Annotated in this window: 11 protein-coding genes; 1 reads left to right on the forward strand and 10 read right to left on the reverse strand. The window is 70.1% G+C overall.

The genetic code is table 11. The features are described from left to right. Window positions 1–92: 92 nt before the first annotated feature. A complete protein-coding gene (locus tag Q0C57_RS08640; RefSeq protein WP_296574975.1) occupies window positions 93–1,625 on the reverse strand; it encodes a HAMP domain-containing sensor histidine kinase in 1,533 nt (510 codons plus the stop codon). Window positions 1,626–1,647: 22 nt separating this feature from the next. Continuing rightward, the gene (locus Q0C57_RS08645; RefSeq protein WP_296574978.1) at window positions 1,648–3,042 is read right to left on the reverse strand and encodes an FAD-dependent oxidoreductase; all 1,395 of its coding nucleotides are present in this window, start codon (window positions 3,040–3,042) and stop codon (window positions 1,648–1,650) included. A 158-nt stretch (window positions 3,043–3,200) separates the two neighbouring features. Here Q0C57_RS08645 and Q0C57_RS08650 point away from each other — a divergent pair, with 158 nt between their 5' ends. Then, complete coding sequence (locus tag Q0C57_RS08650; protein ID WP_296574980.1) at window positions 3,201–4,538, forward strand: esterase-like activity of phytase family protein; 1,338 nt, start codon at window positions 3,201–3,203, stop codon at window positions 4,536–4,538. 55 nt (window positions 4,539–4,593) lie between these two features. On the opposite strand, the gene Q0C57_RS08655 is transcribed toward Q0C57_RS08650, so the two are convergent. The 8 genes from Q0C57_RS08655 to phnH all read right to left on the reverse strand — a co-directional run. Continuing rightward, the gene (locus tag Q0C57_RS08655; RefSeq protein WP_296574984.1) at window positions 4,594–5,322 is read right to left on the reverse strand and encodes an FkbM family methyltransferase; all 729 of its coding nucleotides are present in this window, start codon (window positions 5,320–5,322) and stop codon (window positions 4,594–4,596) included. A 72-nt stretch (window positions 5,323–5,394) separates the two neighbouring features. Continuing rightward, window positions 5,395–6,006, reverse strand: a complete 612-nt coding sequence (gene phnN / locus Q0C57_RS08660) for a phosphonate metabolism protein/1,5-bisphosphokinase (PRPP-forming) PhnN (protein ID WP_296574988.1) — start codon at window positions 6,004–6,006, stop codon at window positions 5,395–5,397. Between the two features lies 1 nt (window position 6,007). Then, window positions 6,008–7,165, reverse strand: coding sequence for an alpha-D-ribose 1-methylphosphonate 5-triphosphate diphosphatase (locus tag Q0C57_RS08665; RefSeq protein ID WP_296574991.1), 1,158 nt, complete (start codon window positions 7,163–7,165; stop codon window positions 6,008–6,010). Between the two features lie 8 nt (window positions 7,166–7,173). Beyond that, complete coding sequence (gene phnL, locus Q0C57_RS08670) at window positions 7,174–7,878, reverse strand: phosphonate C-P lyase system protein PhnL (RefSeq protein ID WP_296574993.1); 705 nt, start codon at window positions 7,876–7,878, stop codon at window positions 7,174–7,176. 7 nt (window positions 7,879–7,885) lie between these two features. After that, window positions 7,886–8,674, reverse strand: a complete 789-nt coding sequence (gene phnK / locus Q0C57_RS08675) for a phosphonate C-P lyase system protein PhnK (protein ID WP_296574995.1) — start codon at window positions 8,672–8,674, stop codon at window positions 7,886–7,888. Beyond that, on the reverse strand, window positions 8,671–9,588 hold the full coding sequence (locus Q0C57_RS08680) for an alpha-D-ribose 1-methylphosphonate 5-phosphate C-P-lyase PhnJ (protein WP_296574997.1): 918 nt from the start codon (window positions 9,586–9,588) through the stop codon (window positions 8,671–8,673). Before Q0C57_RS08680 ends, phnK begins: the two co-directional genes overlap by 4 nt. Further along, window positions 9,585–10,703, reverse strand: coding sequence for a carbon-phosphorus lyase complex subunit PhnI (locus Q0C57_RS08685; RefSeq protein ID WP_296575000.1), 1,119 nt, complete (start codon window positions 10,701–10,703; stop codon window positions 9,585–9,587). The genes Q0C57_RS08680 and Q0C57_RS08685 overlap by 4 nt, the downstream gene beginning before the upstream one ends. A gap of 3 nt (window positions 10,704–10,706) precedes the next feature. After that, window positions 10,707–11,108 (reverse strand): phosphonate C-P lyase system protein PhnH (gene phnH / locus Q0C57_RS08690; RefSeq protein ID WP_296575002.1); only part of this gene is annotated, 402 nt, incomplete at its 5' end.

Here is an 11,108-nt window from a genome sequence, read left to right on the forward strand (position 1 = left end):
ATGGAGGCGGTCGGATACGCTGTTTCGAAATCGATTGCAAGAGGGTCGGGCGGGGATCGGGACTTCTCCACCGCCCCGGGGCGCAGGTGCATTCAGGCGCGTTTGCGATGGGCGCGGCGGGCCGAGGCGAGGTCGATGGGCCGGTCGGGAATGGTGATGCGGAAGGTGGCGCCGAGCGTGCCCTCCGCCAGGGTGATCGTGCCGCCATGGGCGCGCACCAGTTCGGCGGCGATGGCCAGGCCGAGGCCGGTGCCGCCGGGACGCGTCGAGCCCTGGAAGGCCTCGAACAGGTGCTGGCGGGCGCGCTCGGGCACGCCGGGACCGGTATCGGAGACCTCGATGACGGCGACGGCGCCCTCGCGCCGCCCGGCAATGCGGATGTGGTCGCGGGCGGGATCGTTGGGCGCGCGCGATTCGAGCGCCTGATGGGCGTTGCGGGCCAGGTTCAGGAGCACGCGGAAGAGATGGTCGGGATCGGCATCAAGGACGATCCCCTCCTCCACCGCCGTGACGAAGCCGATACGCGCCTCCTCGCCGAGCCCCATGGTCTCGCGCACCTCCTCGGCGAGCGCCGCCAGTTCCACCGGGCGGCGCTGGGGCGGGGCCTCGTGGGCGCGGCCATAGGAGAGCGTCGACTGGCAGAAGGCGATGGCGCGGTCGAGCGCCTGGATCATCTTCGGCGCGAAGCGCTGCACGGTGGGGTCGGGCACATTGGCGAGCCGGTCCGAAAAGAGCTGCGCCGAGGCCAGCAGGTTGCGCAGGTCATGGTTGATCTTGGAGACGGCGAGGCCGAGGGCGGCGAGGCGCGAGCGCTGCGCCAGCATGTCGTGCAGGGAATGCTGCATGGACTGGAGCTCGTACTCGGCGACGCCGACCTCGTCCTTGCGGCCGGTGGGCACGATGGCCCGGCTGATGTCCTCCGGATTCTCGCGGAAGGCGATCATCGTGTTGGTGAGCCGCCGCATCGGGCGCACGAACATCAGGTGCAGCGTGACATAGACCAGTGCCGCCGACAGCACCGAGATGAACAGCGAATAGATCAGCAGGGTCTTGGAGAAGGCCAGCAGGGCGCGGCGCAGCGGCGTCTCGTCCATGACGATCTCGACGAAGTCGCCGGCGCGGCGGGCCTCGCCCATCACCCGCATGGTGCGCCCGTCCTCGGCGAAGAGCGTCGCGAAAGCCTCCGGAATCGAGCGGAAGATCGGCTGGTTGCGCATGTCGAAAGTCACACCGACCTCCGGCAGTTCGTCGGATGCGGCGAGGAGGCGACGGGCCGGGCCGGTTTTCAGGGCCACCGCCTTGGCACCGGTGCTGTCGAGGAGTTCGCGCACCAGGGCTTCCGGCACCATGCCGCTCGGCGCCGCCTCGAGGACGAGGGCGGCGGTGCGCCCGGCGGCCAGGCGGTCGTCGAGCCAGGAATTGCGGAAATTGGCCACCGCCGGCACATAGATGAGGACTTCGGCGATGAGAATGAACAGGGTCGTCAGGATCAGCAGCTTGCCGGAGAGGCCGACGCCGCGCGAGGGCACCGGCGCCGCCGCGTCCAGCACCGCCGGGTCGATGCCGGCCGGGCGCGGCAACGGTGCCGCGGTCCGGGCCTGGCGATCATCCGTCCTGTCGTCCATCCGGCGTTCCGTCAGTCCTGTCTCAGCCGAACCAGCGTAGCAGACGGATGGTCCGCCTGATCGAGGGATTCGACAACCGGTCCCCGAAATAGGCGATCGCGGCCCGTCTGCCCATGTCCGATACGCTCGGATAGGGCAACTGGATGGCAGCAAGATGGTGGACCTTCAGGCCGGCGCCGATGGCGAGGGCGATGGGCGCGGCGATCGCCGCCGCATCCCGCCCGAGAATCGCCGCCCCGACCATGCGCCCCTTGGCCGTGACGATCAGCTTCACATGGCCCTCCAAAGCCCCGGCGTCGCCGGCCGGCAAGCTCGCCGCGGCGGGCAGGCGCAGGACGCGGCAGCGCGGGTCACGGCGCCGCGCCTCGGTCTCGCCGAGGCCCAGTTCGACGACGGCCGGCGTGGTGTGGGCGAGGCGCATGGGCAGGAGGTCGCCGCCGCGCACCGCCTTGCGGAAGAGGATGTTCTGCGCCACCAGCGCGCCCTGGCGTGCGGACAGGCCGGCATCGGCCGCCGGGTCGCCCGTCTCGCCGAGGGCGAAGATGCGCCGGTTCGCCGTCAGCAGCGCAGCATCGACCGGAATGCCCGCCGGCCCGTGGACGATGCCGGCTGCCTCGAGGCCGAGCGCCGCGAGGGCTGGCAACCGTCCGGCCGAGACCAGGACATGCGAGACGACCAGGGCCCCGTCCTCGTTTCCCCGGCTGGCCTGGAGGGCGATGCCGTCGGCCTGGGGCGCCACGCCGGTGACGCGCGCCTGTTCGAAGAGCGCGACCCCGTCGGCAACGAGCCGGTCGCGCAGGGCGGCGGCCATGTCGGCGTCGAAGCCCGGCAGCAGGCCTTCGGCGGCGAAGAGGCTGACGCGGGCGCCTAGCCGGCGGAAGCCCTGGGCAAGGGCGGCGGCGGCGGCATCGCCGCCGATGACCGCGAGATGGGACGGCAGCACGGCGAGATCCCAGACCGTGTCCGTCGTCAGCACGGGGATGTCGGCCAGGCCGGGGATCGTCGGCATCTGCGGCTGCGAGCCGGTGGCGATGACGAAGCGGCGGGCCTGGACGACGCGCCCTCCCGCCGCGATGCTGCGCGGGCCGGTGAAGGTCGCCGCGCCCTCGATGACGCGGATGCCGGCCGCGGCGAGGCGGTGCGAGGCCTCTTCCACGGCGTGACGGCGCACGGCCGCCGCGACCCGGTCTTGCACCGCCGGCCAGGAGCAGACGGCCGCCTCGGCGGTCGCGTCGCGCAGCACGGTGAGGCGCAGCGCCAGTCCCTGGAGGGTCAGGCCCGCCGCAGGAGGCCGGATCAGCGCCACCGGTGCGCCCCAGGCGGCGAGCGTCAGGGCGACGGAGAGACCGCCGGGATCATCGCCGACGATGCAGGCATCCACGGTGTCGACGGGCAGAAGGGAGGCGGCGGTGCTCATGGCGCAGTTGTGGGATGAGCGGCGAGCGATGTCGAGAGCCGCGCCGTCCGACCAGCCGTCGCGGGCTGTGTGCCGTCATCGACCTGTCGTCTGCCCGTAGGCGTCGCGTCATCCGCGATGTGCAAAACGACGTCGTGACCTCTCATCCCGGAGTTTCCATGCGCGCTCTCGTTCTGCTGGCCGGCCTCATGGCTGCCAGCCCCGCCTTCGCCGATGCGGAATTTCCCGCGTCCCTCGCCGGCCATGCCATCCTGCCGGCCGAGACCTTCATCGCCCCGCCGGCCGATGCCCCGGCCGACCTGCAGGTCTCCGGCAAGTTCACCGGCGCTGCCCGCGCCGATGCGCCCGGCACGATCATGGGCCGCTCCGCCGGCCGGCCGACCGGGGTGTCGCTGCCCTTCCGCGGCCAGCCGGTCCAGGGCCATTCCGGCATCCGCCGCATGGCGGATGGCAGCTACTGGGTGCTGACCGATAACGGCTTCGGCAACAAGCGCAATTCGCCCGACGCCATGCTCTTCCTCAGCCATTACCGCATCGACTTCGAGAAGGGCACGTTCGAGCGCCTCGCCACGGTGTTCCTGTCCGACCCCGACAAGAAGGTGCCGTTCCGCATCGCCAACGAGGCGACCGACCGGCGTTACCTGACCGGCGCCGATTTCGACCCCGAGAGCTTCCAGATCATCAACGGCAAGATCTGGATCGGCGAGGAATTCGGGCCCTTCCTCATCCGCGCCGACATGACCGGCAAGATCGAGGCGGTGTTCGAGACCATGATCGACGGCCAGGTCGTCCGTTCGCCCGACCATCCGGCGATGGTCTCGCCGGCCATCCCGAGCGCGTCGATGGATTTCCGCGTCCGCCGCACGAAAGGCTTCGAGGGCATGGCGGCCTCGCCGGACGGGCGTTTCCTCTACCCGCTGCTGGAAGGCGCGCTGTGGGATCCGGCCACCCGGGCCCTGGAGCAGGTCGACGGGCGCGAATATCTGCGCATCCTCGAATTCGACGTCGCCGCCGGCCGCTACACCGGTCGCCACTGGAAATATGTCCTCGACGCCAACGGCCTGTCGATCGGCGACTTCAACATGATCGACGCCACGACGGCGCTGATCATCGAGCGTGACGACAACGAGGGCGTGCCGGAGCGGGCCTGCCCCGCCGGCCAGCGGGCCGAGAACTGCTTCCATGCCCTGCCGCGCATCAAGCGCGTCTGGAAGATCGAGATGACGGAGGCCAATGCCGGTAACGCCGTGCGCAAGATCGGCTTCATCGACCTGCTGAAGATCCGCGATCCGAACAACCGCGCGCGCGTGCCGCTGTCGGGCGGTTACTTCCAGTTCCCGTTCTTCACCATCGAGAATGTCGACGTGGTCGATGCCGACCACATCATCGTCGGCAACGATAACAACCTGCCCTTCTCGTCCAGCCGCGACCCCAACAAGGCCGACGGCAACGAGATGGTGCTGCTGCGCGTGCCGGAATTCCTGCGCGCCCGCTGATCGCGGCAACCTGTTCCGTCCAGAAGGGGCCCGGCTTTGGCCGGGCCCTTGCGTTTCAGGCCGAGAGCGGCGCCGTCTTTGTCATCCGGGTCAGGTTGCGGCGGACGGCGAAGATGCGGCCCCAGGCATCGCCCTTCAGGTCCTGGCGATAGCCGGTGTAGCCGAGGAGCTCGTCCCAGGCGAATTCCTCGTCGTGGAGCAGATCGAATTCGGCGGCCAGGGTTGCCCGGATCTGCGCGCGGTTCTTCCGGTTCTGGAACTCGAGCAGAACCAGCGATGTGCGTGACAGGTCGAGATGGGCCAGCACCTCGCCCTCGCCACCCTCGATGTCGATCTTGACCACGTCGGCGGAGGGCAGCGAGGTGGGGTCGACCACGTCGACCTCGTAGGTCTCCACCAGCGTTCCCGCGGCGAAAGTGTCGCCGGAATAGGCGGCGAGGCCCGACTCGCCGTCGCCGGCGAAGCGGCTGTGGAATGTCGCCTTCGTCTGACCGCCGGGAAACAGCGCGGCATTGACGATGGTGATGTCGCGGCGTCCCGCCGTGTTCTGCTTCAGGAACTCGAAAGTGCCCGGGTGGGGCTCGAAGGAGCGCACGTGGCTGCCAGGCCAGCGGGCCGAGGACCAGAGCGCGAAGGAACCGACATTGGCGCCGATGTCGAGAATGTCCAGCCCGACACCGTCGTAGTCGGCTTCGTACTCACCCTCGAGGACGTGGCGGATCGCCGCCGCCATCGGCTCGGGGCAGGCGACGGACATGGGAATGCGGGCGACATAGCGGCTCACGGGTGCGGCTCCCTGACGAAGAGGTCGTGGGCGGTCTATCACGTTTTCCTCACGGCGTAGCGGGATCGCGCGTCAGAGGCCGTCGATCGGCGACAGCGCACGCGTCACCACCGCCAGCAGGCGCTCGGTAGCGGCCTGTAGCGGGCCATCGTTGACGATCACCACGTCAGGCTCGACCGCTGCCGCGACCTTGCGCTCGACGCGGGCGGCGGCGTCGCCGTCGCTGGCGCGCCCGCGCGCGGCGACACGGGCGCGCAACACCTCGGGGGGCGCCGTGATCTCCACCACGGTGACGTTGCGATAGCGCCGGCGGGCCACGGCCACCACCTCGCGCGAGACGTTGCAGACGGCGGTGCGGCCGCCATAGAGCGCATGGTCGATCACGGCGGGGATGCCGTAATGATGGCCATGGGCCGTCCAGGCCAGCGCAAAGCCGCCCGCCTCGGCGATGCGGAGGAACGTCGGCTCGTCGGCTTCCACATTGTCCTCGGTCGCGGAGGGCGGACGGGTGACGATGCGGCGGGGAAAGAGAACGCTGTCGCTGGCGGCGAGACGCTGGCGGACGGCGGCGAGCAGCGAGTCCTTGCCTGCCCCGCTCGGGCCGACCACGAGAACGAGCCGTCCCGGACCGATGGGGCGCTGCTCGGCGATCGGCCCGTCGTCCCCGCGCAGCCCCGGTGCCATGTCAGGCGATCCTGCGGCCGGTGCGCCAGACCTCGCGCACGACGGGCCTGTCGCCGACCAGGGCGACGCGGACCAGGTCGCCACGCTTGCCCACGGCGATTTCGCCCCGGTCGGTCATGCCGGTGGCTAGCGCCGGCTTCAGCGTCACCGTCTGGATGGCGCCCGCGAGCCCTCCGAGGGCGGCAATGTCGCGCAGGCCAAAGGCGCCATGGATCAGGCTGATCGGCACGTAGTCGGAGGACAGGATGTCGAGGACGCCGGCCGCGGCCAGGTCGACCGCCGAGACATTGCCGGAATGCGACCCGCCGCGCACCACGTTGGGCGCGCCCATCAGCACCGAAATGCCCGCCGCGTGGGAAGCCCGCGCCGCTTCCACGGTGGTCGGAAACTCGGCGATGGAGACGCGGTCGGCGACGGATTCCGCCACATGGTCGATGATCGTGTCGTCGTGGCTGGCGAGCGCGATGCCGGCCCGGTGGGCGAGGGCCACCAGACCGCGCTTGTTGGGGTCGCCAATCTCGGCGGCGCGGGCGCGGCGGTTGGCGAAGAGCTTGTCGAGATCGGCCTCCGACAGGCCGGTCTTGCCGCGGTAATAGGTGCGCAGCTTCTCCTCGTCGCGGAACTGGCGCTGGCCGGGGGTGTGGTCCATCAGCGACATGAGGCGGACGTCGAAGCGGGCGATGTAGCTTTCCGCCTCCTCGACCACGCCGCGCGAGGGGATCTCGCAGCGCAGGTGGGTGTGATGGTCGGACCGCAGCAGGCCCGTACCCTTGGCCGTCTCGATGGCCTCCGACAGGTCGAGCAGGCCGTCGGCCGTGGTCGGCCGGTCGTCATCGGAGCCAATGCGCAGGCTGTCGAAGACGGTGGTGATGCCGGAGGAGGCGATCTGCGCATCATAGGCGAAGACGGCCGAGAGCGGATCCCAGTGCACCTTGGGGCGCGGCTGGTAATGCGGTTCGAGATGGTCGGTGTGCAGTTCGACCAGGCCGGGGATGAGCAGGTCCTCGCCGAGGTCGACGGCCCCGGCGCGCTGATGGTCGGCCTCGACGGCGACGATGATCCCGTCCTCCACCACCACGGTCGCCGCCGTCTCGCGGTCGGCGAGCACGACGTGGCGGGAGAAGAGTGTCAGCGAGCCGATATCGTCCGGGGTGGCCATGGTCGTCCTCATGCGGCACTCGCGGCGAAGCGCGTGACGTCGACGATGCGGGTGGCGACCCGCTCGCGGACGTCGTCGTCGTGAAAAATGCCGACGATGGCGGTGCCGGCCGCCTTCTTGGCTTCGATCAGTTCGACCACGGCTGCGCGATTCTTGGCGTCGAGGGAAGCGGTCGGCTCATCGAGCAACAGGATGGGATGGTCGGCGATAAAGCCGCGGGCAATGTTGACCCGCTGCTGCTCGCCGCCCGAAAAGGTCGCCGGCGGCAGGGACCACAGGCGTTCGGGCACGTTCAGGAGGGCCAGGAGCCGACGGGCGCGGGCCTGCGCCTCCTCGCGCCCGAGGCCGAAGGCGGTGGCTGCCTCTTCGACGACGGCGAGGGCCGGAACGCGCGGGATGACGCGCAGGAACTGCGAGACATAGCCGATGGTGGTGCAGCGCAGGGCCATGACGCGGCGTGGCGCGGCGGTGGCGACATCGACGGTCTCGTTCCGGTCGATCACCCGGATGGCGCCGCCATCGGCGCGGTAATTGCCGTAGATCATCTTGAGGACGGACGACTTGCCGGCGCCCGAGGGACCACCGAGCACGACGCATTCGCCGGCCGCCACGTCGAGCGAGATGCCGGCGACGACCGGGATCACCAGTCCGCCCTGCAGGTGCATGGTGAAGCTCTTGGCGAGACTGTCGAGGGCGAGGAGGGGCGCTGTCATGTCCGTCTCACGGCTGCAGGATGGAGGAGACGAGGAGCTGGGTATAGGGCTCGCGCGGATCGTCCAGCACCTGGTCGGTCAGGCCGGTCTCGATGGCGCGGCCGTCCTTCATGACGAGGATGCGATGTGACAGCAGGCGGGCGACCGCGAGGTCGTGGGTGACGACGATGGCGGCGAGGCCGAGATCGGCGACGAGGCCGCGCACGAGGTCGAGAAGGCGCGCCTGCACGGACACGTCGAGACCGCCGGTCGGCTCGTCCATGAAGACGAGGCGCGGGGCGGTGACGAGGTTGCGGGCGATCTGCAGGCGCTGGCGCATGCCCCCCGAATAGGCGGTGGGGCGCTCGTCGATGCGGCCCGCATCGATCTCGACACGCTCCAGCCAGGTCTCGGCCTCGGTGCGGATCTTCCCGTAGTGCCGCCAGCCGACCGCCATGAGCCTTTCGCCGACATTGGCGCCGGCCGAGACGCCCATGCGCAGGCCCTGTTCGGCATGCTGGTGGACGAAGCCCCAGTCGGTGCGGAAGAGGAAGCGCCGCTCGGCCTCGGAAAGCGTGAGGATGTCGCGGGTGACGCCGTCGCGCATCCGGTAGAGGACGCGCCCGTCGGAGGGTGCGAGCTGGCCGGAGAGCAGCTTCAGCAGCGTCGACTTGCCCGACCCGGATTCGCCGACCACGGCGAGGACCTCGCCGGGATAGAGCTCGAAGCCGACGTCGCGGCAACCGATGCGGGCACCGTAGAACTTGGTGACGGCCTCGGCGGTGAGGAGGGGGGCGTCGGTCATGGCGTTGGTCATTCCGCCGCTCCCGCGATCGCCGCCGGCGCCTCGCCCAGCAGGGCGCCGCGATGGCCCTCGGCCCGGCGCTCCTCGCAATGGTCGGTGTCGGAGCAGACGAACATCCGCCCGCCGGCATCGTCGGTGATGACCTCGTCGAGATAGGTATGGGTTGCGCCGCAGAGGGCGCAGGCATGGTCGAACTTGGTCGGCTCGAAGGGGTGGTCGTCGAAATCGAGGGAGACGACCTTGGTGTGCGGCGGCAGGGCGTAGATGCGCTTCTCGCGGCCGGCGCCGAAGAGCTGCAGCGCGGCGCAGTCGTTCATCTTCGGGTTGTCGAATTTCGGTGTCGGCGAGGGGTCCATCACATAGCGGTCCTCGACCTTGACCGGATAGGCATAGGTCGTGGCGATATGGCCGTGGGTGGCGATGTCCTCGTAGAGTTTCACATGCATGAGGCCGTAATCCTCGAGGGCGTGCATGACGCGCGTCTCGGTCTCGCGCGGCTCGAGGAAGCGCAGCGGCTCGGGGATCGGCACCTGGTAGACCAGCACCTGATCGGCCGTGAGCGTCTTCTCGGGGATGCGATGGCGGGTCTGGATGATGGTCGCCTCGGCCGTATGGGTGGTCGTTTCCACGCCTGAGGTCTTCTCGAAGAACTTGCGGATGGACACGGCATTGGTGGTGTCGTCGGCACCCTGGTCGATGACCTTGAGCCGGTCGGAGGCCCCCAGGATCGCCGCCGTGACCTGGACGCCGCCCGTGCCCCAGCCATAGGGCATGGGCATTTCGCGCGAGGCGAAAGGCACCTGATAGCCGGGAATGGCAATGGCCTTGAGGATGGCGCGGCGGATCATGCGCTTCGTCTGCTCGTCGAGATAGGCGAAGTTGTAGCCGCCGGCCGCAACCGTGCCGGATGTCGCCAGGGCGCTCATTCCGCAGCCTCCTGCAGGGTGGTGCCGTCCGGGCTCCGGGCTGCGGCGCGCGCCGCGATCTCGGCCCGCATCTGGCGGATGAGGCCAAGTTCGGCCTGGAAGTCGACATAGTGCGGCAGCTTCAGGTGCTCGACGAAGCCGGTCGCCTGGACATTGTCCGAATGCATCAGCACGAATTCCTCGTCCTGGGCCGGGGCCTTGACCTCCTCGCCGAGTTCGGCGGCGCGCAGCGCCCGGTCGACCAGGGCCATGCCCATGGTCTTGCGCTCGCAATGGCCGAAGGCGAGGCCATAGCCGCGGGTGAAGCGCGGCGGCTCGGTGGCGGAGCCCTTGAACTGGTTGACCATCTGGCATTCGGTGACGGTGATCTCGCCGAGCGGCACGGCGAAGCCGACATCCTCGGCGACGAATTCCAGCTCGACCTCGCCGAGACGGATCTCGCCGGCGAAGGGATGGGTGCGGCCGAAGCCGCGCTGGGTGGAATAGCCGAGGGCGAGCAGGAAGCCCTCGTCGCCGCGGGCAAGGTTCTGCAGGCGCAGGTCGCGGCCGGCTGGCAGATCGAGCGGCTCGCGGGTGAGGTCGGGCACCGGCGCGTCGGGGTCCCCGGGCGGGTTGCGCTCGATGAGGTCGTCGGCGCCGAGAAGATCGGTGACGCGTGGCATGGCGACAGGATCGGCGGCGACGCGCGCCGGCTCGGCGATGTCGGCGCCCGCCTCCAGCAGGAAGTCGATGAGCCGGTGGGTGTAGTCGAAGGTCGGTCCGAGAACCTGGCCGCCGGGAATGTCCTTGAAGGTGGCCGAGACCCGCCGCGCCACCTGCATGGCGGCGGTATCGATCGGATCGGTCGCGCCGAAGCGCGGCAGGGTGGTGCGGAAGGCGCGGACGAGGAAGGCGGCCTCAACGAGGTCGCCGCGGGCCTGTTTGATGGCAATGGCGGCGAGGTCGCGGTCGTAGAGCGAGCCTTCGGTCATGACGCGGTCGACGGCGAGGGCGAGCTGTTCGCGGATCTGGGCGGGCGCCACCTCCGGCACGGAGGGGTCGCCGCGCCGGGCATGGGCGAGCAGCCGGTGGGCGTTGTCGATGGCGCGTTCGCCACCCTTGACGGCCACATACATGGGTCAGGCCTCCATGAGGGTGACGCGCGTCGTGCGCGGCAGGGCGGCGACGGCGGCCGGCCCGGCGAGGATGAGGTCGACCCCGCGCGGGAACAGCGCCTGGTTGGCGGCAAGGCGCGCGACGATGTCGGCGGGCAGGCCGGCAACCGCGAGGGTGGCATGGCCCTTGATGCCAGGACCGGCGAGGCGGAGGCGGGTGGCGGCTCCGTCGGCCGTGAAATCGTCCACCTGCAGGATCAGCGTCGTCGAGCGGTCCGGGTAGATGTCGATGCCGAGGGCGAAACCGGCGAGGTCGGGCAGTCCGGCGGGCGCCGCGGCCAGGGCAAAGGCGGCCTCGGCCGGTGCCGCGCCGCTGCGGGCGCCGGTGTGGAAGGCGAGCCAGGCCGCGACCTCCGGCGCTGCGGC

Source organism: Phreatobacter sp. (assembly GCF_022843985.1).
Lineage (GTDB): Bacteria > Pseudomonadota > Alphaproteobacteria > Rhizobiales > Phreatobacteraceae > Phreatobacter.

What these genes read in the sequence shown, in the direction of transcription:
- Q0C57_RS08640 (WP_296574975.1), bottom strand. Translation starts at nt 1,625, where the DNA reads ATGGACGACAGGACGGATGATCGCCAGGCCCGGACCGCGGCACCGTTG.
- Q0C57_RS08645 (WP_296574978.1), bottom strand. Translation starts at nt 3,042, where the DNA reads ATGAGCACCGCCGCCTCCCTTCTGCCCGTCGACACCGTGGATGCCTGC.
- Q0C57_RS08650 (WP_296574980.1), top strand. Translation starts at nt 3,201, where the DNA reads ATGCGCGCTCTCGTTCTGCTGGCCGGCCTCATGGCTGCCAGCCCCGCC.
- phnN (WP_296574988.1), bottom strand. Translation starts at nt 6,006, where the DNA reads ATGGCACCGGGGCTGCGCGGGGACGACGGGCCGATCGCCGAGCAGCGC.
- Q0C57_RS08665 (WP_296574991.1), bottom strand. Translation starts at nt 7,165, where the DNA reads ATGGCCACCCCGGACGATATCGGCTCGCTGACACTCTTCTCCCGCCAC.
- phnL (WP_296574993.1), bottom strand. Translation starts at nt 7,878, where the DNA reads ATGACAGCGCCCCTCCTCGCCCTCGACAGTCTCGCCAAGAGCTTCACC.
- phnK (WP_296574995.1), bottom strand. Translation starts at nt 8,674, where the DNA reads ATGACCAACGCCATGACCGACGCCCCCCTCCTCACCGCCGAGGCCGTC.
- Q0C57_RS08680 (WP_296574997.1), bottom strand. Translation starts at nt 9,588, where the DNA reads ATGAGCGCCCTGGCGACATCCGGCACGGTTGCGGCCGGCGGCTACAAC.
- Q0C57_RS08685 (WP_296575000.1), bottom strand. Translation starts at nt 10,703, where the DNA reads ATGTATGTGGCCGTCAAGGGTGGCGAACGCGCCATCGACAACGCCCAC.